The organism is Flavobacterium sp. MMLR14_040 (assembly GCF_033657265.1).
Taxonomy (GTDB): domain Bacteria; phylum Bacteroidota; class Bacteroidia; order Flavobacteriales; family Flavobacteriaceae; genus Flavobacterium.
Genome location: NZ_JAWVWO010000006.1, coordinates 220,494 through 242,993, shown reverse-complemented (window position 1 = coordinate 242,993; position 22,500 = coordinate 220,494). Strand labels below are relative to the sequence as shown.

Annotated in this window: 12 protein-coding genes; 10 read left to right on the top strand and 2 right to left on the bottom strand. The window is 36.0% G+C overall.

The window, feature by feature from the left end; genetic code table 11:
- Nucleotides 1-129: 129 nt before the first annotated feature.
- The 5 genes from SD960_RS10970 to SD960_RS10950 all read left to right on the top strand — a co-directional run bounded on the left by SD960_RS10970 (nt 130) and on the right by SD960_RS10950 (nt 16,660).
- Complete coding sequence (locus SD960_RS10970) at nt 130-10,785, top strand: gliding motility-associated C-terminal domain-containing protein (protein WP_318802975.1); 10,656 nt, start codon at nt 130-132, stop codon at nt 10,783-10,785.
- A 45-nt stretch (nt 10,786-10,830) separates the two neighbouring features.
- The gene (locus SD960_RS10965) at nt 10,831-11,763 is read left to right on the top strand and encodes a type IX secretion system membrane protein PorP/SprF (protein ID WP_318802973.1); all 933 of its coding nucleotides are present in this window, start codon (nt 10,831-10,833) and stop codon (nt 11,761-11,763) included.
- A gap of 11 nt (nt 11,764-11,774) precedes the next feature.
- Nucleotides 11,775-13,712 carry an OmpA family protein gene (locus SD960_RS10960; protein ID WP_318802971.1) on the top strand — a complete coding sequence of 646 codons (1,938 nt, stop codon included), beginning with the start codon at nt 11,775-11,777 and terminating at the stop codon, nt 13,710-13,712.
- Nucleotides 13,713-13,971: 259 nt separating this feature from the next.
- Nucleotides 13,972-15,978 (top strand): NAD-dependent DNA ligase LigA, encoded by a 2,007-nt coding sequence (gene ligA / locus SD960_RS10955; protein ID WP_318802969.1) that lies wholly within the window; start codon nt 13,972-13,974, stop codon nt 15,976-15,978.
- The gene (locus tag SD960_RS10950) at nt 15,965-16,660 is read left to right on the top strand and encodes a lysoplasmalogenase family protein (RefSeq protein WP_318802966.1); all 696 of its coding nucleotides are present in this window, start codon (nt 15,965-15,967) and stop codon (nt 16,658-16,660) included. Before ligA ends, SD960_RS10950 begins: the two co-directional genes overlap by 14 nt.
- On the opposite strand, the gene SD960_RS10945 is transcribed toward SD960_RS10950, so the two are convergent.
- Together SD960_RS10945 and SD960_RS10940 are read right to left on the bottom strand one after the other, a co-directional pair.
- On the bottom strand, nt 16,646-17,557 hold the full coding sequence (locus SD960_RS10945; protein WP_318802964.1) for a metallophosphatase: 912 nt from the start codon (nt 17,555-17,557) through the stop codon (nt 16,646-16,648). The genes SD960_RS10950 and SD960_RS10945 overlap by 15 nt on opposite strands.
- 158 nt (nt 17,558-17,715) lie before the next feature.
- A complete protein-coding gene (locus SD960_RS10940; protein WP_318802962.1) occupies nt 17,716-18,495 on the bottom strand; it encodes a 5'-nucleotidase C-terminal domain-containing protein in 780 nt (259 codons plus the stop codon).
- A 46-nt stretch (nt 18,496-18,541) separates the two neighbouring features.
- Between SD960_RS10940 and SD960_RS10935 the strand changes: the two genes are divergently transcribed.
- The 5 genes from SD960_RS10935 to coaBC all read left to right on the top strand — a co-directional run bounded on the left by SD960_RS10935 (nt 18,542) and on the right by coaBC (nt 22,427).
- A complete protein-coding gene (locus SD960_RS10935; RefSeq protein WP_318802961.1) occupies nt 18,542-19,054 on the top strand; it encodes a DUF6913 domain-containing protein in 513 nt (170 codons plus the stop codon).
- Between the two features lie 15 nt (nt 19,055-19,069).
- Nucleotides 19,070-19,963 carry a 4-hydroxy-tetrahydrodipicolinate synthase gene (gene dapA / locus SD960_RS10930; protein ID WP_318802960.1) on the top strand — a complete coding sequence of 298 codons (894 nt, stop codon included), beginning with the start codon at nt 19,070-19,072 and terminating at the stop codon, nt 19,961-19,963.
- 124 nt (nt 19,964-20,087) lie between these two features.
- Nucleotides 20,088-20,882: an outer membrane protein assembly factor BamD gene (locus tag SD960_RS10925; RefSeq protein WP_042564351.1), complete on the top strand. Its 795-nt coding sequence runs from the start codon at nt 20,088-20,090 to the stop codon at nt 20,880-20,882.
- Between the two features lie 9 nt (nt 20,883-20,891).
- Nucleotides 20,892-21,209, top strand: a complete 318-nt coding sequence (locus tag SD960_RS10920; protein WP_007807938.1) for a DNA-directed RNA polymerase subunit omega — start codon at nt 20,892-20,894, stop codon at nt 21,207-21,209.
- A gap of 9 nt (nt 21,210-21,218) precedes the next feature.
- Nucleotides 21,219-22,427: a bifunctional phosphopantothenoylcysteine decarboxylase/phosphopantothenate--cysteine ligase CoaBC gene (coaBC, locus tag SD960_RS10915; RefSeq protein WP_318802948.1), complete on the top strand. Its 1,209-nt coding sequence runs from the start codon at nt 21,219-21,221 to the stop codon at nt 22,425-22,427.
- Nucleotides 22,428-22,500 lie beyond the last annotated feature (73 nt).

Here is a 22,500-nt window from a genome sequence, read left to right as displayed (position 1 = left end):
TAAAATTTTAGTTAGGTAAGATTTTAAATTTCGATTTAATCCATTGATTATTAACGTTTTTATAATTGCTTAGGCATGCGTGCCTATCGCAACAGGTGTTTTATTGTCCATTTTCTAATCTTCCAAATTATGAAAAAATTTTTTACTTTTTGTAATCTCCTCTTTCAGAAGAGATTGTTAGGGCTATTTTTTTTATTACTTCTATGTAATAATGCATTTGGGCAAACCTTTTGCAGACCAATATCCAACACGAATAGTGTTTCTGGTCTTTGCGTGGGTTCAAGTGTAACTAACCCTACAGGAGCCTACGATAACGACGCAGGCTTAACCACATTTACTACTCTGAGTACAGTCGTCGGAGTATTGTGTTCTGTTCAGGAAACTTTGGTTCTCAACCAAACAGCAAGGGCAGGCGATCAAATTGTTTTGTATGTTGGTAGTGGTGCAGGTTTACTTAATCTGTCCTTATTATCTACGGGTATAATTCAGCCTAAATTAAACGGTACAAATTCCGGAACTGCAGTAGCGATAAGTAATCCGCTGCTGAATTTGGCATTATTACCAGGAAATACTATCGGAGTATTAAGATATACACTAACAGGTGATACCAATCAGGTTCAAATTCAGTTAGGAGGCTTAGTAAGCGTACTGACTGATTTAAGAATTTATGATGTTCGTTTAGAATTTGCTCCTCCAACAGTAACAGGAGGTTTAAGTCAAACAATTTGTTCAGGAAATTCGACTACATTAACTGCAGCTCCAGCCGCAGGAACTACAATAGCGTGGTATAGTTCACCAACTTCAACTACGGCTTTGTCAACTACAAATTCTTATACTACGCCTGTTTTAACTGCTAATACTACTTATTATATTGGTGTTACCAGAGCAGCGGGCTGTGAAGGAAATGAGCGTGTACCTGTTGTGGTTAATGTGTCTAATCCTGTTGCTCCTGCTATTAGTACAACCGGTACGGCAATTTGTTCGACTGGTGCAACACAGCAAACGACATTATCAGTTGTTAACCCAATTCCGGGAACGACTTATAATTGGTATAACGTAAGTTCGGGAGGTGTGGCTTTGGCTTCGGGAACTACTTATTCTCCAACTGTTCCTTTGGGAACTACAAGTTTTTATGTTGGGGCAGCAATAGGTAGCTGTTTGAGCCCTGCAAGAACTCAGGTCGATGTAATTTCGAATGCTGTTCCTGCTGTTCCTACAGTTTTAACGCAAAGTGTTACCATTCAATCCGGGCAAAATGCTACATTAACCGCGGCAACTCCTCAAGCAGGAGTTACATTAAATTGGTATGATGTTGCAACAGGCGGAACAGCACTTTCTATAAATACACCAACTTATACAACTCCTGTTTTAACAGCAACAAAAACTTTTTATGTTGAGGCTCAAAGTGCCTCAGGAAACTGCGTGAGCGCAACAAGAGTTCCTGTGACAGTAACAGTTATACCATCAGCTTTGGGTGGATGTTTAGAAGCTGGCAGTCAGCAAACACTTCAAAATGGTTTATGTTTATTATGCAGCACTACGAATCCTAATAACTCTGTTGACGGAAATACTGCAACAGCAGCAAGAATTTCGGTTCCGGTTGGTTTAATAAACGGATGGATTCAACAAACCTTACGATTTAATAATCCTGGTAAAGCGGGAGACATTGTTGATGTAGAGTTAGAATTACCGGGTGGAATCGCTGATCTTCAATTATTAGGAGCTGTTACTTTAGCAACCTATAACGGAGCAACTTATAATAATGATAGAATATCAGTTACTAATCCACTAGTAAGTTTACAGTTATTAACTGGTGATCGTTTTAGAGCCAGTGTAGTTGCAGGTGCCAATTTTGATCGTGTTGAGATTCGATTAGGAGGTTTGGCGACTGTTTTAACAAGTTTAGATATTTATCAGGCAACTTACAGATATAAAGCACCAACTATTACAGGAAACACAACTATTTGTAGTGGAAACACAACTACTTTAGTTGCGAATATTGCAGTTGGTGAAACTATTAATTGGTATAGTACAGCAACCGGCGGTGCATCACTTGCTAGTACCGCTGCTTATACAACACTAGCTTTAACAGTTCCAACGACTTATTATGTAGAGATCGCAAGAAATGGTTGTGTTAATAGTGAACGTTTTCCAGTAGTAATATCAATTGATAATCCGGTTGCTCCGACTATTGCTGCGGGTGGTACAACAATTTGTAGCGGTCAGACCACTGTACTAAATGTAGATACGCCAATTGCGGGAACTGTATATACCTGGTATGATGCAGCTTCAGCCGGAAACTTGTTATTTACTGGAAATTCTTTTACAACTCCAAATTTAACCGCCAACACAACTTATTATGTTGAAGCAGGAATTGGAAGTTGTTCAAGCACCAGCCGTACTCCGGTTACAGTAACGGTTAATCCATTACCGGCAGCACCAGTAGCAGCTTCATCTAGTGTAATTATTCAATCAGGGCAAACTGCAACTTTGCAAGTATCAAGTCCGGATTCTAATGTTACATTTGATTGGTACAATGTGCCAACCGGAGGAACAGTATTAGCATCTGGAACAGGAACTGCTACTTATACGACTCCTGTTTTAACGGCAAATCAAACTTATTATGTAACTGCAAGAAATACAACTTCTACTTGTATTAGTAGTGCCAGAACGGCGATCAATGTTGTGATAAGTAATACTGTAAGCACATGTTTGCAGGTAAATGCTCAGGTAACTTCAAAAGGAGGTGCTACAGGATGTTTATTATGTAGTTCGGCAAATGAAGGAAACTCTATTGATGCCAATTCTGCAACAGCAGCAAATCTTTCAGTTCCTCTTGGCTTAGTAAATGATTATATACAGCAAATGCTAACATTTACTAATGCGGGGCAAACTGGGGATATTATAGATGTTGAATTAGGAATTCCAGCGGGAATTGCAAATGTAAGTCTTCTTTCTTATATTAGTTTAAGAAGTTATAATGGAGGAAGTCCAAATGGTGATCAGGTTAATATTGGATCATTAGTTGATGTTCAATTATTATCATCCACTCGTTTAAAAGCTAGTTTTGTAGCAGCGGGACCTTTTACAGCTGTTGAAGTTAGACTGGGCGGAGTGGCTACTTTATTAACAAGTTTAGACATTTATGGAGCTTCTTACAGATTTAATCCTGCAACCGTTACTGGTGCTGCGACACCAATTTGTAGCGGACAACCGACAACTTTAGTAGCTAGTTCAACAGCAACAGGTGAAACTTTTGCCTGGTATGATGCTCCAAGCTTAGGAAATCAGCTTTCAGCTACAGCATCATATACTACACCAAATTTAACAGCAACAACTACTTATTATTTAGAAGCAACACGTGGCGGAGCTTGTACTAACAGCGTTCGTCAGCCGGTAACGGTTACTGTGGCTCCATTTGCAACTGCTGCAGATGTAACAATAGTAAGTCCACAGGAAGCTTCATGTGCAGGAGAAGCTATATTATCTCCTACATCTCCTTTAGTTGGAGCACAATTCAAATATTATACTGATCAAAATAAAACACAGGAAATCGTAACAGGTACTACTGTTGCAGCGCAGCCGGGAGTAACTTTTACGAAAGATCCAACTACGGGAGCATTAGCAATCGCAGGTCTAAATACTGCGGGAGCTCCTTATAATTATTATGTTTCTGTCTCAAACAGTGCAACTTGTGATAATGATATCAATACTTTAAAACAAGTAGTGGTTAATTTTCCAACAGTTACACCTTTAGTTATAAGTCCTGCATCTTTAACAGGTTGTGGAACTGTAAATTTAGCAAATGCAATTTCAGGTTTTGATACATCAGGAAATACAACATATACTTTCTACGATCCATCAAATAATATTTTGCCGGCAAATGCTGCTGCAAATGTGAATACAAGTGGTGTTTACTCAATTCAGGCTCAAGGTAACGGTGTTACGTGTCCATCTGCTATTCTACCGGTAACAGTAACGATTAACCCATTGCCAAGTTTGGTTGTCACACCTTCAATTTCAGTAAATGTAGGATCTACAGTGGCATTAAATGCAACGTCTGACGGAACTTTGGCGTGGTTTGATCCACAAGGAAATCCTGTGGCCGGACCACCGTTTACAACAGGTGTTTTAAATACTCCTGGAATCTATACTTATACAGTAGTGGCTACAAGTGCTCTAAACTGTACAGTAACAGGAACAGTTTCTATCAATGTTATAAATCCTGCTGCATGTCAGTCTTTAACAGAAAGAGTTTATGCCACAGCACAGACTTCTGGTTCGATTGTAACGGGAGGAGTTTCTAACGGAATAAATGCCATTGACGGAAATCCGCAAACATTTTCTACTATTACAACAGGATTAGGACTTTTAGGAGTTGGTACAACCTGGCAAACTTTAACCTGGCCAGCAAATATTGCAAAAGGAACTCCGGTTACTATTAAATTAGGATCTGAGTACAGTGCAGTTGCGGTGGGAGAAAACTTATCAGTAGTTGGAACTTTGAACGGAGTTGATATAGGACCTTTACAATCTGTTTCAGGATCATTATTAAACTTATTGTCTGGTGATAATAGTTTTGAATATACTTTTGTTCCGGCAAATGGAACAGGGCCACAAGATTATAACGGAGTAAGAATTCAGTCAGCATCTCTTTTAAGTGTTGCTCAAAACACAAAAGTATTTGATGCTTATTATAATAGATCAGTTCCAACAGTTACCTGTACACCTGGAGATATTCAGGATGTTTATTATGGAGCAACAGATTTGGGACTTCCAATAGGGGCATTAACTGCTACAGTTGGAGTTGCTGATTCATTTAATGTTGCTGACAATGATATTACCACTTTTGCAACAATGTATAGCGGTGTTGGAGCTTTGGCTGCAGCCGATTTAACAGTTGCCTTTAAAACACCGGCAATTGCAAGTGATACATTAAGAATAGTGGTTTCAAAACCAGGTGTTTTATTAGATGTTAATTTATTGACAGGATTTAGTATTCAACGTTACTTAGGTAATGTTGCGGTAGGAGCTCCTATTCAAAATACAAGTACACTTTTAAGCTTAAGATTATTACCGGGAAATACAATGTCAATGGTACTTGTATCTTCTCAGCCGGAACCTTACGATCGCGTTAGAATTCGTTTTGGAGGAGTTGCGGGAGTTTTAGAATTTCTTAGAGTTCATACTGTTGAACGTGTAGGAAATACGAAAGTAATAGGCGGCGATCTTAATAATAAAGTAATAGTTTGTCCGGGATCACCTGTTACACTGCAAATTCCGGCCGATGCCTGTTCGACTTATAAATGGTATGATTCGCCTACGGGAGGTTCTGTAGTGGCAACGGGAGTTACTTATACAGTTCCAACCACTTTGGCGGCAGGAATTTATAAATACTACGTACAGCCTGTTCGTTATGGTTGCGAAACTTTTGCCAGAGGAGAAGTTACTGTTGAGGTTAGTGCTTCAACTCCTGAAAATGCTTTAACAGACATTACGTTAAACGGAGCTGCAACAACTTCAATTTGTTCTCCAACAGGAACAGTGACTTTAGCAACAACAGTAAGCGGAACGGTAACTTTAACAAATCCAATTTACTATTGGTATAGTTTTGACGGAACAACCGCTCAGTTAATTCCAGGAGAAACAACTCCCCAATTAGTTGTGACAGGTTTAGTTCCCGGAACATATACTTATTATGTAGGAGTTAGTTCAGATGAATTTTGTCAAACTGCTGAAGCAGATAGAAAACAAATTACATTTACAATATTGCCTCCATCAAATGAAACTGATATTTCGGTTGATGATATAACAGTTTGTCATGATGTACCTGCGGTATTGACACCAACAGCAACAATATTAACAAATCCTGTATTTACATGGTATTTAGATAATGCTAAAACACAGCCAATTGCTAATGGAGCGGTAATAAGTGGCGCAACTTATGCAATTGATGCTGCCGGAGTTTTAACAATCACAGGTTTAACTCGTGCAGTAAGCCCGATTACTTATTATGTAGGCGTTTCAAGTGATACAACTTGCGAGAACATTGCAGGAACACTTCAGGCTGCTACTGTAATAATAAACGATCCGCTTACGCCAACTACAACAGATGATACGCAGGATTTTTGTTTAGTGAATGCACCAACAGTTGCCAATATTCAGGTAAACGAACCAAATGTAGTTTGGTATAGTACGGCAACAGGCGGAACAGCAATTCCACCAACAACAGCTTTAACAAGCGGGGTATATTACGGAGCTGCTTTAGATCTTGTAACCAATTGCGAAAGTTCAGTTCGTTTAGTAGTTACAATAAACGTAAGTGATCCTGGTACTCCAACTACTACGGATGATACACAGGACTTCTGTTTAGTGAATGCACCAACGGTAGCTAATATTCAGGTAAATGAAGCAAATGTTATTTGGTATAGCACAGCAACAGGCGGCGTACCAATTGCATCAACTACAGCTTTGGCAAATGGAATTTACTACGGAGCTATTTTAGATCCTGTTACCAATTGTGAAAGCGCAGTAAGATTAGCCGTAACAATTACCGTTACTGATCCATTAACACCAACAACAACAGATGATACACAAGACTTCTGTTTGGTAAATGCGCCAACAGTTGCCAATATTCAGGTGAACGAAGCCAATGTAGTTTGGTATAGTACTGCTACAGGCGGAACAGCTCTTGCATCAACCACAATTTTAGCAAACGGGGTTTATTACGGAGCTATTCTTGATCCTGTAACAGGCTGTGAAAGTGCAGTTCGCTTGGCAGTAACAATTACAGTAAGCGACCCTGGCACTCCAACGACTACAGACGATACTCAGGACTTCTGTTTGGTAAATGCGTCAACAGTTGCCAATATCCAGGTAAACGAAGCCAATGTAGTTTGGTACAGTACACCAACAGGCGGAACGGCACTTGCACCAACCACAGTTTTAGCAAGTGGGGTTTATTACGGAGCCATTTTAGATCCAGTAACCAATTGTGAAAGTGCTGTTAGATTAGCCGTAACAATTTCAGTTACAGATCCAGGTACACCAACCACTACCGATGATACACAAGATTTTTGTTTGGTAAATGCACCAACAGTTGCTAATATTCAGGTAAATGAAGCCAATGTTATTTGGTACAGCGCACCAACAGGTGGAGTTGCTATTGTATCAACAACAGCTTTGGCAAACGGAGTTTATTACGGAGCTATTTTAGATCCTGTTACCAATTGTGAAAGCGCAGTAAGATTAGCAGTAACAATTACCGTTACAGATCCATTAACACCTACAACAGCAGATGATACACAAGATTTCTGTTTGGTAAATGCGCCAACAGTTGCCAATATTCAGGTAAATGAAACGGGTGTAGTTTGGTACAGCACTGCCACAGGCGGAACAGCAATACCAGCCACAACAGCTTTGGCAAACGGAGTTTATTACGGAGCTATTTTAGATCCTGTAACAGGCTGTGAAAGTTCAGTTCGCTTGGCAGTAACAATTACAGTAAGCGACCCTGGCACTCCAACGACTACAGACGATACACAAGATTTCTGTTTGGTAAATGCGTCAACAGTTGCCAATATTCAGGTAAACGAGGCAAATGTAGTTTGGTACAGTACTGCAACAGGCGGTGTAGCAATTCCTGCGACAACAGCTTTGACAAACGGAATTTATTACGGAGCTATTTTAGATCCAGTTACCAACTGTGAAAGCGCAGTAAGATTAGCCGTTACAATAAACGTAAATGATCCTGGTACTCCAACTACTACGGATGATACTCAGGACTTCTGTTTAGTGAATGCACCAACGGTAGCTAATATTCAGTTAAATGAAGCCAATGTTATTTGGTATAGCACAGCAACAGGCGGCGTAGCAATTGCATCAACTACAGCTTTGGCAAATGGAATTTACTACGGAGCTATTTTAGATCCTGTTACCAATTGTGAAAGTGCTGTTAGATTAGCAGTGACAATTACCGTTACAGATCCGTTAACACCAACAACAGCAGATGATACTCAAGATTTCTGTTTGGGAAATGCACCAACAGTGGCGAATATCCAGGTAAATGAAACGAATGTAGTTTGGTACAGCACTGTCACAGGCGGAACAGCAATACCAGCCACAACAGCTTTGGCAAACGGAGTTTACTATGGAGCTATTCTTGATCCAGTAACAGGCTGTGAAAGTTCAGTTCGTTTAGCAGTAACAATTACAGTAAGCGACCCTGGCACTCCAACCACTACAGACGATACCCAAGATTTCTGTTTGGTAAATGCAGCAACAGTTGCCAATATTCAGGTAAACGAGGCAAATGTAGTTTGGTACAGTACTGCAACAGGAGGAACGGCTCTTGTACCAACCACAGTTTTAGCAAATGGGGTTTATTACGGAGCTATTTTAGATCCAGTAACCAATTGTGAAAGTGCTATAAGATTAGCAGTAACAATTTCAGTTACAGATCCAGGTACACCAACCACTACAGATGATACACAAGATTTCTGTTTAGTAAATGTGCCAACAGTTGCTAATATTCAGGTAAATGAAGCAAATGTAGTTTGGTACGGTACACCAACAGGTGGAGTTGCTTTTGCATCAACAACAGCTTTGGCAAACGGAGTTTATTATGGGGCTATTTTAGATCCTGTTACCAATTGTGAAAGCGCTGTTAGATTAGCAATAACAATTACCGTTACTGATCCATTAACACCTACAACAGCAGATGATACACAAGACTTCTGTTTGGTAAATGCGCCAACAGTTGCCAATATTCAGGTGAACGAAACAAATGTAGTTTGGTACAGCACTGCCGCAGGTGGAACAGTAATACCAGCCACAACAGCTTTGGCAAACGGAGTTTACTACGGAGCTATTTTAGATCCTGTAACAGGCTGTGAAAGCTCAGTTCGTTTGGCAGTAACAATTACAGTTACCGATCCGGGTACACCAACCACAACAGATGATACACAAAACTTCTGTTTAGTAAATGCAGCAACAGTTGCCAATATTCAGGTAAACGAAGCCAATGTAGTTTGGTACAGTACGCCAACAGGCGGAACGGCTCTTGTACCAACCACAGTTTTAGCAAGTGGGGTTTATTACGGAGCAATTCTAGATCCAGTAACAAATTGTGAAAGCGCTATAAGATTAGCCGTAACAATTTCAGTTACAGATCCGGCAACACCAACCACAACAGATGATACACAGGATTTCTGTATTTCTAGTGCGCCAACAGTTGCTAATATTCAGGTAAATGAAGCCAATGTAGTTTGGTACAGCGCACCAACAGGTGGAGTTGCTATTGCATCAACAACAGCTTTGGCAAACGGAGTTTATTACGGAGGAATTTTAGATCCGGTTTCAGGTTGTGAGAGTACTACAAGATTACTGGTAACAGTAACAATAAATAATCCTACCGCAACACCAACAACGACGGATGATATACAGGATTTCTGTTCAATAAATGCACCAACAGTTGCCAATATTCAGGTAAACGAAGCAAATGTAGTTTGGTACAGTACTGCAACTGGCGGAACTGCAATACCAGCCACAACAGCTTTGGCAACAGGAATATATTACGGAGCTATTTCAAGCACTATAGGATGTGAGAACCCTGTTAGATTAGCAGTTACGGTAAATGTAAATACACCTGGAGTTGTTACAACACCAAGAACTACACAAACATTTTGTTTATCAGCATTACCAACAATTGCGAGTATTTTGGTAAATGAGCCAAATGTGGTTTGGTATACTAGCGCAACAGGCGGAACGCAATTAGCAGCAAATACACCACTAACTGCTACTACTTACTATGCTACATTGTTAAGTAATACAACAAGTGGCTGCGAAAATGCAAATCGTTTAGCAATCGTAGTAGGTTTTGAGAATGATGCCGCATATCAAATTACTGCAAGTGACGATACACCATGTGTCTTTCAAGGCGTAACCTATTCAGTGGCAAATGGAAAATCCGATTATGTTTGGTCAATTACAAGCGGAACCGGAACAATAACTGCCGGTGGAGGAATTTCAGACGGATCTGCAACAATTTCATGGGGAGATGTTGGTGCAGGAACAGTTTCAGTAACGTACACCAATACATGCGATGAAACTACTACAAAAACACTAAATGTAACAGTAGCGACATGTTCAGATCTTACGATAACGAATACAGTTAGTAATCCAACTCCTAATTTTGGCGAAGAAATAGTATTTACAATAACCGTCAATAATGTTGGCGAAGGAACTATTATCAACACAATTGTTAGTGATTTAATTCCTAGCGGATATGAATTAGTTTCAACTTCTACATCAAGCGGAGTTTATGATCCTTTAACCGGACTTTGGACAATTCCAACTTTGAATGCAGGAGAAAGCGAAACACTTGAAATCAGAGTAATTGTGATGCCAGGCGGTGAATATACAAACGTAGCATCGATCGAAATTTCAACTCCTTTAGATGTTGATCCAACAAACAATACGGCTTCAGCTTTTGTAGAACCAGTTTGTTTAACGGTTTACAATGAGTTCACGCCAAATAGTGACGGAACAAATGATCTTTTCAGAATTGATTGTATCGAATCATATCCAAACAATGAATTAAAAGTATATAACAGATATGGTGCTTTAGTATACAGCAAAAAAGGTTATGAAAACGATTGGGACGGAACAGCAAATGTATCCGGAGTTATAAATAGAGGAGATATGTTGCCAACAGGTACTTATTTTTATGTGATAGACATGGGAGACGGAAAGGTTAAAAAAGGATGGTTATCTATAATGAGATAAGCAGCATAATTAATCCTCTAATTAATAAACTAAATAAGTATCGTTATGAAACTATATATAAAATCATTAGAAATATATTCAATCTTAATATGTTCTATTATAACATTTAGTGCAAGTGCACAACAAGATCCGGAGTATACACAATATATGTATAACACAATGGCCGTAAACCCTGCTTATGCAGGGTCTACAGGAGCCTTAGAAGCAACACTTTTATATCGTTCACAATGGATTGGTATTGATGGTGCGCCAGAAACACAATCGTTCTCGATTCACGGACCACTTGCCAATGAAAATATTGGTTTGGGATTAAGTGTTGTTAATGATAAAATTGGCCCCTCTGATGAACTTTATCTTGACGGAAATTTTGCGTACTCAGTACCACTTGGTTATGAAAAAAGATTAGCCTTTGGACTTAAAGCTGGTATGAGAATGCTAAATGTAGACTGGTCTAAAGGAAGATATTATGACAATAATGATGTTTTGCTCAATCAGAACATCGACAACCAAATGAAGTTAGCGGTTGGAGCAGGGATTTATTATTACACAGACAAGTGGTATTTAGGATTTTCGATTCCTAATTTTATAGAAAACAACTATTATGATGATGTACAGGAATCAGTAGATTATGATCGTTTACATTATTATTTAATGGGAGGGTATGTTTTTGATTTGAGTCCGAATTTAAAATTCAAGCCTGCATTTTTAGTAAAAGCAGTGAGCGGTGCGCCGCTTACTGCTGATGTTTCGGCAAATTTTATGATTGCAGAGAAATTTGTAATTGGCGGAGCTTATAGAACAGATGATTCTGTGAGTATCCTGGCTGGTTTTCAAATCTCCAGAAGTTTTTACATCGGATATGCTTTTGATTACACCGTAAGCGAATTAAACAAATACAACGACGGTTCGCACGAAATCATATTGCGTTATCAGTTTAACAAAGGCGAAAGTAAAATTAAATCTCCTCGATTCTTCTAAAAATAAACCCTATGAAAAAACTATATATCCTAAGTCTGGTATTGAGCTTCACGGTTTGTTTTGCTCAGACCACCAATTTAAAAAAGGCCGATGCGTTGTTTAAAAATTATTCGTACGTTGATGCTTCAAAAGCCTACGAGGAAATTTTGGCAAACATCAAAAATCCTTCGGCACAAACTTTAAAAAATGCTGCAGACTCGTATTACTTTATTTCCGATTCAAGAAATGCATTGAAATGGTACAAAAAGTTATATGAAGCACAGGGGAATAATTTAACAGATATTTACTACCTGCGCTATATTCAATCGATGAAAGCCGTTATGGATTATGATGAAGCGAACAGAGTTACGAAAGAATATCTGGATAAAAAAGGCGATAAAAATGAGATCAACCGATATCTGGTTCAAAAATTCCAATTGGACAGTCTTGCAAAATCAAAATCGCTTTATGAAATCAAAAATCTTGCTATAAATAGTAGTAAATCTGATTTCGGAACTGCATTTTTTCAGAATAAAATTGTTTTTACTTCTGCAAGAGATACGACAAAATTTAGCGAGAAGTTGTATACCTGGAACAATCAGCCATTTCTTAATTTATATGTTGCAGAAATAAACCCGGCCGATGCAAGTTTGTTTAACGAAACGGTATTTTTACCAAATGTTATGTCAAAATATCATGAAGCTACAGCCACATTTGATGCCAGCGGAAAAACAATTTATTATACTACCAACATTGTCAAAAAGAATAAATTGGTTGTAGATGAAACTAAGACCAATAATTTTCAGATAGTGAAGGGAACTTTAGATGGAAATAAACTCGAAAATCCTCAAAATGTATTTTTTAATAGTAATGAATATTCAGTTGGTCACCCTTCTTTAAGTGAAGACGGACAATGGCTTTTCTTTGCTTCAGATATGCCCGGCGGAGTTGGTGAAAGTGATTTGTATTTTGTAAAAATTGCTGCAGACGGAACAATGAGTTCGCCACAAAATCTGGGACCAAAAATTAATACTATTGGTAATGATGTTTTTCCGTATTTCAGTCAGGGAACACTCTATTTTTCTTCAGATGGACATTATGGTTTAGGTGATCTTGATATTTATGAAAGCAAATTTTTACCTGATGGAAGTTTTTCAAGCCCAAAAAACCTGGGACCTCCAATAAACAGCAATAAAGATGATTTTGCTTATATAATTGATAAAACAGGTCATTCAGGCTATATATCTTCCAACAGAGAAGGCGGAAAAGGCGATGATGATATTTATTCCTTTACAAAAGGAGATCCGGTTTGCAATCAGACTATTTCGGGAATTGCAATCGACAGAAAAACAAAATTACCGCTTACAGACGTTACCATTATGGGATATAATTCTTTCAGTGATATTTTGGGAGAGACAAAAACCAATTTTGAAGGTAAATATGCTTTAATTGTTCCTTGCGGAAAAACAGTTAAAATGATCGCAGCAAAACCGAATTACAGCAGCGACGAAAAAACGGTAGAAACCACAAAGGAAAATGAAGGTGAAATTCCGAATATTAATTTCGAACTAAGTAATTATGATGATTTGGTTGTGAAGAAAAAAGGAGTCGAGAAAGTGGATGTAAACCCAATTTATTTTGATTATGATAAATTTGATATTACACCTTTGGCAGTTGAAGAATTAACCAAAGTAGTTTTCATCATGCAGAAGTTTCCTAACATCCGTATCAAAATTGAATCACATACAGATTCTCGCGGAAAAGATGCTTACAACTTAAAACTTTCAGATAACAGAGCAAAATCAACACGTGATTATCTTATTTCACAAAACATTGATCCTTCGCGAATTGAAAGTGCCATTGGTTATGGTGAAACCCGATTAATTAATAAATGTAAAAATGGAGTAAAATGTACAGATGCAGAACATGTATTAAACAGACGTTCTGATTTTATCATTATCCAAAAATAAAACCTATTTCTATTTAAAACTTTTTTATCAGTCCTGATAAATGTTAAAACCATTTGGAAGTTGGTTTTTGTTTGATTCTTTTTAAGATTTGTTGATTCTTTTAAAGAATAATGGACAAGAAGAAAATCAAGTTGCATCTTTTTGCAACTTGATTTTTGATTTTAAAACTTTCAGGTTTTTAAATGCTTTTCAACAAAAATATCCTAATTTTGAAGTTACAGTTATTCTAAATTACAACCAGCACCATTTTAATATTTTTATGAGTATTCAAGACACAATTCAGGCTTTAAGAAACGAACTTAACCAACACAATTACAATTATTATGTACTTGATAATGCCACAATTTCAGACTATGATTTTGATATTAAATTAAAGGAGCTGCAGGATTTAGAAAACAAACATCCCGAATTTTTTGATGAAAATTCCCCAACGCAAAGAGTAGGAGGAACAGTAACCAAAAATTTTAAAACCATTGCACACCAATATCGCATGTATTCTTTGGATAATTCTTATTCAAAAGAAGATTTGGTCGACTGGGAAAACCGAATTCAAAGAGTTCTGGGAAATGTTGATTTACAATATACCTGCGAATTAAAATACGATGGAGCCTCTATAAGTATTTCATACGAAAATGGAAAATTAGTTCAGGCTTTAACTCGTGGAGATGGTTTTCAGGGTGATGAGGTTACTAATAACATCAAAACCATAAAATCTGTTCCGTTGCAATTAAAAGGTGATTATCCGGATAAATTCGATATTCGCGGCGAAATTATTTTGCCCTATAAAGGTTTCGAAAAAATGAATCAGGAATTAATCGAAATTGGCGAAACTCCTTATTCAAATCCAAGAAATACAGCATCGGGAAGTTTAAAATTACAAGATAGTGCTGAGGTTGCAAAGCGTCCGCTAGAATGTTTATTATATACGGTAACCAGCAACAATTTACCTTTTTCGACACAGTTTGAAGGATTAGAATCGGCAAAAAAATGGGGTTTTAAAGTACCAAGCGAAGCAAAACTGGTAAATAACCTTCAGGAAGTTTTTGATTTTATTGATTATTGGGATGTACACCGTCACAAATTACCTTATGAAACCGATGGCGTTGTAGTAAAAGTAAACAGCATTCAGCATCAGCAGGAATTAGGTTATACTGCAAAATCACCGCGCTGGGCAATTGCTTATAAGTTTAAGTCAGAACAGGTTTCGACTATATTAAATTCAATTACGTATCAGGTTGGGCGCACCGGTGCCATAACTCCGGTTGCTAATTTAGTGCCGGTTCAATTGGCAGGAACCATTGTAAAGAGAGCATCTTTACACAATGCAGATCAAATTGAGAAATTAGATATCAGAATAAACGATACCGTTTTTGTTGAAAAAGGCGGCGAAATTATTCCCAAAATCATAGCAGTAGATTTAGAAAAACGTCCTGAAAATTCAGAACCAACACAATACATTGCCTATTGTCCGGAATGTCATACGGAATTGGTTAGAAATGTGGGAGAAGCCAATCATTATTGCCCTAATTTTTACGGTTGTCCTCCTCAGATTATTGGGCGAATTCAGCATTATATTTCAAGAAAAGCAATGGATATTGAAGGTCTTGGCGGCGAAACCGTTGCCTTGCTTTTCAAAAATGGCTTAGTTCATAACTATGCCGATTTATACGAATTAAAAGTAGATGATATTTTGCACTTAGAAAGAATGGCGCAAAAATCAGCTGAGAATTTGGTAAACGGCGTTGAGAAATCAAAAGAAATTCCGTTTCAAAGCGTTCTTTTTGCACTCGGAATTCGATTTGTTGGAGAAACCGTAGCCAAAAAATTAGTCAAACATTATAAAAATATTGATGCGCTAAGCAAAGCTACTTTAATGGATTTGATTTTAGTAGATGAAATAGGGGAAAGGATTGCAAGAAGTGTAGTTGAGTTTTTTGAAAATGAAGAAAACCAAAGGATAATTGAACGCTTAAAAAGTTACGGAGTTCAATTTGAAATTGTTGAAAATATAAATCCGGATGCAACAGAAAAATTCGTTGGAAAAACATTTGTCGTTTCAGGTGTTTTCGAGCAGTTTTCAAGAGATGATTTAAAGAAAACAATCGAGGACAATGGAGGAAAAGTGGGAAGTTCAATTTCTGCAAAAACAGATTTTGTAGTTGCCGGAGATAATATGGGGCCAGCCAAATTAGAAAAAGCCACAAAATTAAATATACCTATATTATCTGAACAGGATTTTATAAATAAACTAAATGAAAGCGAATAAACCGTCGTTGATTTTATATTTTTTAGCATTGCTGTTTACAATTATTTTTAATTGTATGCAGCATGATGTTATGGCAGTTTATGCTAAATCAATTGTATTGCCAGCTATTTTTTTTTACTTTTTAATCAGCAATGATTATAAAATAGGAAAAACCGAAGCACTTGTTTTTTTATTTTGTTTTATTGGCCAGGTTTTCGAATTGATGGATGTAGAAATTTCAGAACTTGGTGGTGTATTAAGTTTTCTGATTGTTTATATATTGCTTTTAAGAATTTTTATTACCAGACACGAAAGAATAAAATTCAGAAAAAGAGATATTTTGCCCATCTCAATAGTAGTAATTTTTATTGTCTATTTATTGATTTCAGTCTTGAGTTTACAATCAGATAATATGAAAAAGTTTAACTGGCTTTATACTTTTTACGGAATAATTTTAAGCCTTTTGTGTTATTATGCATTTGTAAATTACATCACAAAAGGCACTTATGTAGCTTTTTTAATGAGCCTGATGGCTATTAGCTTTATGTTGTCAGATATATTTTTCATTTTCTGCGAATACTTCTCATACTCCATTGTACTTATTTTAATTCGGGATATAACCCAAATTCTGGCGTACTACTTTATGGTTTCTTATTTTCTTAAAAAAGCAAAATCGCATAAAAAAATGTTATACAATAATTGATTTTCCTTCATTTGTATGCGCTTTATTCTTATCAAAATAAAAGTCAATTCGGCCTAAATTTATTCCGTAACAGCCCACTTGGTTAACTAACACATTTTCACCTGCTTTGTTTTTTACAATCGTTGGTTTATCCAAGAAAGTATGTGTATGTCCGCCAATAATTAAATCAATATCCTGAGTTAATGCTGCGAATTTTAAATCAGAAATTTTAGTTTCGTCGTCTTTGTAGTTATAACCCAAATGCGAAAGACAAATTACCAAATCACATCTTTCTTCCTTCTTCAATAATTGAGTCATATCCTGCGCAACTTCTACAGGATTATTATAGACAGTTTCCTTATACATTTGTTTGTCTACCAAACCTGAAAGTTCAATTCCCACACCAAAAACGCCTACTTTAATTCCGTTTTTATTGAAAATTTTATACGGTTTTACAAGCCCGTTCATTACCGTATTTTTAAAGTCGTAGTTGGAATTGATAAACTCAAAAGTTGCATGAGGCATTTGTGCATACAAACCATCAAGACCATTGTCAAAATCATGATTTCCAATAGTTGAAGCATCATATTTCATCATGCTCATTAATTTAAACTCCAATTCTCCACCATAATAATTAAAGTACGGAGTTCCCTGAAAAATATCGCCCGCATCCAATAAAAGTACATTTGGGTTTTCTCTACGAATAGTTTCTATAAGCGCCGCACGGCGAGAAACACCGCCCTTATTCGGATTACGAGGATCATCAGCAGGAAAAGGATCAATATGACTGTGAACATCATTTGTATGTAAAACAGTTAAATGCTTAATATCGTTAGTTTCAAAACTGCTTAATGATAAACCTAAACTTAATAAGGCAGTACTAGCAGCTGTTTTTTCGATAAATTCTCTTCTTTTCATTGTATATATTTTTTCAGGAAAGATCTTTGTAGGTTTTTGTAAAGGATTTTTTAGCCACTAATTTCACGAATTTTCACGAATTTTCACGAATTTGATAATGAAATAACACAATACTAATTAGTGTAAATTAGTGTAATTCGTGGCAAACTTTTTAATATTTATTCTTCAGTAATTCGAATATCTCTTGGAACAGGAATTGTATCAACTTCTTTAAAATAATCAATAAATACATTTCGAAGTTTATAATTCAAGTCAAATTTTTGGACACTTTTAGCAAAGAAAACCATGCTGTCACCGCCGTTAGCCAAATAATCATTTGTAGCAACATAATAAATCTTATTAAGGTCAAGAGGTTTTCCCTGAATTAAAATGTTTTTTGCGGTTTTGTCTTTTGCAATTGTAAAAGTCATACCAGACAATGGCTGCGCTTTTTGCGCCTTAATAATATAAGAAGCGATTTCAAGAATTTGATCCCCTTTTAATGCCATTACAACCAGACTATTTTCAAAAGGCATAATTTCAAAAGCATTCCTGCTGGTCACATTTCCTTTAGGTAAAATGGCTCTTATCCCGCCATGATTCAATAAGCATAAATCGATACTTTTTTTCTCACGCGCTTTAAAAACAAGATTTCCTCTTTCTACACAAACATCAGCCATTAAATTACCAATCGTAGTTTGCCATTTCCCCGTGCTTTTATCCAAAGTTTCAGGACAATAAGCCAGAACGCTGTCCAGATCTTTATTAATATGCTCTCTATATGGTTTTATGAAGTTCTCAATTTCAGGGGTTTCAGCCTGTTTTTCGGTAACAGGAAGCTGCTTTCCTTCGATCTTTGTTAAGTTGTAGTTTTTGTTACTGCAGGAAACTATAAAAAAAAGTGTTAAGAATATAACAAAAAGTTTTAAAACTCCGTTATACTTTTTTAGATTTACCATTTTAAATGCGACTTAAATAATTAATTTTGTAATTTGTAAAAGTACTATGTTTTTAAATTATATAAAGGAATTTTTTGTAAAAAAATCATTAAAAAATAACTTACATAAAGTAAAAAACGAAGTATTTACAAGTAATATACAAACAATTGGATTGCTGGTTGATGAAAGTAAATTTCGACATTCTAATGAGTTAATAAACGAATTAGTCTCAAACGGAATTAAACCAGAGAACATAAAAATTGTTCAGTATAGAGGCAAATTAAAGAAGAAAAAAACGTATTCAGAAACTACTTTTGGTAAAAAAAATATCAGTTGGAAAGGTGGGATTACGGTAGATTTCTTAAATGATTTTGTCGAGACAGAATTTGACCTTTTGATTAGTTATTATGAAATTGAAAAACCAATTTTGATGATGATAACCAGCAAATCAAAAGCGAAGTTTAAAGTCGGGTTTGCATCAGTCGATGAAAAATTAAATCGATGGATGATAAATACTGATTTAGAGAATTATAAACTTTTCATTTCTGAATTGTTTAAGTATTTAAAAAGTATAAAATAAATTATAAATTAGAATATGCAATCATTAATAGGAACAGGCGTTGCACTTGTAACACCATTTAAAAAAGATTTCTCAATTGATTTTGAAGCGTTACAGCGAATAGTAAATTTTTCGATTGATGGAGGAGTTGAATATCTTGTAGTAATGGGAACAACGGCAGAAAATGCTACCCTGACACAAGACGAAAAAGAACAGGTAATTAATGCAGTAATTGAGATCAATAAAGGAAGGTTACCATTAGTACTTGGTGTTGGAGGAAACAATACTATGCAGGTTGTAGAAGAATTAAAAACAAGAGATTTTTCAGCTTTTGAAGCTATTCTGTCTGTTTCACCATATTATAATAAACCAACTCAGGAAGGTATTTATCAGCATTTTAAAGCTGTTGCAGAAGCGTCTCCAATTCCGGTAATTTTATACAATGTACCAGGAAGAACGTCAAGCAATATGCTGCCATCGACAGTAGTACGTCTTGCCAAAGATTTTGACAATGTTGTAGCGATAAAAGAAGCTGCCGGTGATGTTGTGCAGGCAATGCAATTAATAAAAAATGCACCAAAAGATTTTCTTGTAATTTCAGGAGATGATATGATCGCTTTACCAATTGTTTTAGCGGGCGGGGCAGGTGTAATTTCCGTAATCGGGCAAGGTTTTCCTAAAGAATTTTCAGAAATGATTCGTTTAGGTCTTAATAAAAAAGTAAATGAAGCGTTTAAAACGCAATACTTTTTATCAGATTGTATTGATATGATTTTCGAACAGGGAAATCCTGCAGGAATCAAACAAGTGTTTCAAGCCCTTGGTATTGCTGAGAACACAGTACGTTTGCCATTAGTTTCTGTAGACGATTCGCTAGCAAACAGATTAAACGAATTTGTGAAACACAGCATCAAAGTAGAGCAGGATTAAGGGTATTTTAATATACCAAAAAATATTTTGTAGTAGCTAAATTAATAACTAAATTTGCCACCGGAACTTCGGTGTGATTTTGCTTTGGCACAATTGTCTAAGAAATCATAATAAAAGTAAGAAAATGAAAAAAATAGTATCTCTATTAATTGTTGTTGTCCTTTTTTGTTCTTGTAGTGATTACCAAAAAGCATTGAAAAATGAAGATGTTGCGGCAAAATTTGAAATAGCAACAAAAATGTATGAGGCAGGTAAATATAATAAGGCTATTCGTCTTTTTGAACAACTAGCGCCAACATATAGAGGTAAACCTCAGGCAGAGAAATTGTTTTATATGTTTTCTCAGTCGTATTATAAAACAAAACAGTATTATTTGGCCGGTTATCAGTTTGAAAGTTTTGTTTCAGGATATCCACGAAGCGAAAAAGTTCAGGAAGCAGCATTTTTAGGAGCTTTCAGTTATTCAAAATTATCGCCAATTTATAGCCTGGATCAAACAGATACAGTAAAAGCTTTAGAGAAATTACAGGCTTTTATAGATAATTATCCAAATTCAGAATATCTTCCTCAGGCAAATGCCGCTGTACAAATTTTGAACGGTAAACTGGAGAAAAAAGCATACGAAAATGCAAAAGGTTATAATACGATTTCAGATTATAAATCAGCATTAATTGCGTTTGATAATTTTATCGCTGATTTTCCAGGAACACCTTTTAAAGAAGATGCATTGTTTTACAAATACGATTCAGCATACCAATTAGCAATAAATAGTGTTCCTTCAAAAATGCAGGAACGTTTAAATGTTGCCAAAGCAGCTTACAATAACTTAATTAAGTTTAACAGCGCTACAAAATACAAAAAACAGGCAGACGAAATGAATGCCAGAGTTGAAACTGATTTACAAAAATTTACTAAATAAAATAAAGTCATGGATTTAAAAAAGACGAATGCTCCTGTAAATACAATAACATACAATAAAACAGTTATTGAAGAGCCAACAGGAAATGTGTATGAAGCAATTACCATTATGGCTAAAAGAGCAAACCAAATTAATTCTGAAATTAAAAAAGAATTAACTGAGAAATTAGAAGAGTTTGCTACTTATAATGACAGTCTTGAAGAAGTTTTTGAAAATAAAGAACAAATCGAAGTTTCTAAATTTTACGAAAAATTACCAAAACCACACGCTTTAGCTGTTCAGGAATGGTTAGACGGTAAAACTTACCACAGAGGTTCAAACAAATAATATAGTATAATGTCAGTTTTAAACGGAAAAAAGATTTTACTGGGAGTTTCTGGTGGAATTGCAGCGTATAAAACAGCCACATTAGTACGACTCTTTATAAAAGCAGGTGCACATGTCCAAGTGATAATGACACCTGCTTCTAAGGATTTTGTAACTCCACTTACGTTATCTACGTTATCAAAAAATCCTGTACACTCTACTTTTTTTAATGAGGATGATCAGGATGCGGTTTGGAACAATCACGTTGAATTAGGTCTATGGGCCGATTTAATGATAGTTGCTCCCGCAACTGCCAATACATTATCCAAGATGGCAACAGGAAACTGTGATAATCTTTTAATTGCTACTTATTTATCGGCTAAATGTCCCGTTTATTTTGCTCCTGCAATGGATCTGGATATGTACAAACATCCTTCAACACTATCTAGTTTTAAAGCTTTAAAGCAATTTGGTAATGTTATGATTCCTGCAGAAAGTGGCGAATTGGCCAGCGGTTTATCCGGAGAAGGAAGAATGGCAGAACCTGAAAATATCATTGCTTTTCTTGAAGCTGATCTGGAAAGTAAGTTGCCATTAAAAGGAAAAAAAATACTAATAACTGCCGGCCCAACCTACGAAGCAATAGATCCTGTACGTTTTATAGGGAATCATTCTTCTGGAAAAATGGGTTTTGATATTGCAAATGCAGCTGCCAATTTGGGTGCTCAGGTTATTTTAGTTTCGGGACCAACACATTTTAAGGCAAAAAATACTTCAATTGAAGTGATAAATGTAATTTCTGCGCAAGAAATGTACGATGCTTGTTATGCACATTACAACGATGCGGATGTTGCTATTGCCGCTGCTGCCGTTGCTGATTATAAACCTAAAATAGTTGCTTCTCAGAAGATTAAAAAAGCAGCTGATGAGTTTTCAATTGAACTTGAAAAAACTAAAGACATATTATTGTCGTTAGGAAATACTAAAAAAAATCAGTTTTTAATTGGATTTGCCTTAGAAACTGAAAATGAAATTGAAAATGCTAAGTTGAAAATTCAGAAAAAAAACTTAGATTTGATAGTTCTTAATTCCTTGCAGGATGAAGGTGCAGGTTTTAAAAAAGAAACCAATAAAGTTACCTTTATTGATAAGGATTTTAAAATTGAACCAATGGAATTAAAAACAAAAGAATCGGTTGCGGTTGATATTTTAAATAAAGTAATTTTACATTTTTCTTAAATACCACAGATTTTTTAATCAAAAAACGGAATAAGAATAGCTAAATCGAATTTCGATAAAGCAAACATTACCT

Bases quoted from the DNA above. Each gene is read 5' to 3' on its own strand.
- SD960_RS10935 (WP_318802961.1), top strand. From the start codon at position 18,542: ATGTTTTTAAATTATATAAAGGAATTTTTTGTAAAAAAATCATTAAAA.
- SD960_RS10965 (WP_318802973.1), top strand. From the start codon at position 10,831: ATGAAACTATATATAAAATCATTAGAAATATATTCAATCTTAATATGT.
- SD960_RS10950 (WP_318802966.1), top strand. From the start codon at position 15,965: ATGAAAGCGAATAAACCGTCGTTGATTTTATATTTTTTAGCATTGCTG.
- ligA (WP_318802969.1), top strand. From the start codon at position 13,972: ATGAGTATTCAAGACACAATTCAGGCTTTAAGAAACGAACTTAACCAA.
- SD960_RS10945 (WP_318802964.1), bottom strand. From the start codon at position 17,557: ATGAAAAGAAGAGAATTTATCGAAAAAACAGCTGCTAGTACTGCCTTA.
- SD960_RS10970 (WP_318802975.1), top strand. From the start codon at position 130: ATGAAAAAATTTTTTACTTTTTGTAATCTCCTCTTTCAGAAGAGATTG.
- SD960_RS10940 (WP_318802962.1), bottom strand. From the start codon at position 18,495: ATGGTAAATCTAAAAAAGTATAACGGAGTTTTAAAACTTTTTGTTATA.
- SD960_RS10925 (WP_042564351.1), top strand. From the start codon at position 20,088: ATGAAAAAAATAGTATCTCTATTAATTGTTGTTGTCCTTTTTTGTTCT.
- coaBC (WP_318802948.1), top strand. From the start codon at position 21,219: ATGTCAGTTTTAAACGGAAAAAAGATTTTACTGGGAGTTTCTGGTGGA.
- SD960_RS10920 (WP_007807938.1), top strand. From the start codon at position 20,892: ATGGATTTAAAAAAGACGAATGCTCCTGTAAATACAATAACATACAAT.
- SD960_RS10960 (WP_318802971.1), top strand. From the start codon at position 11,775: ATGAAAAAACTATATATCCTAAGTCTGGTATTGAGCTTCACGGTTTGT.
- dapA (WP_318802960.1), top strand. From the start codon at position 19,070: ATGCAATCATTAATAGGAACAGGCGTTGCACTTGTAACACCATTTAAA.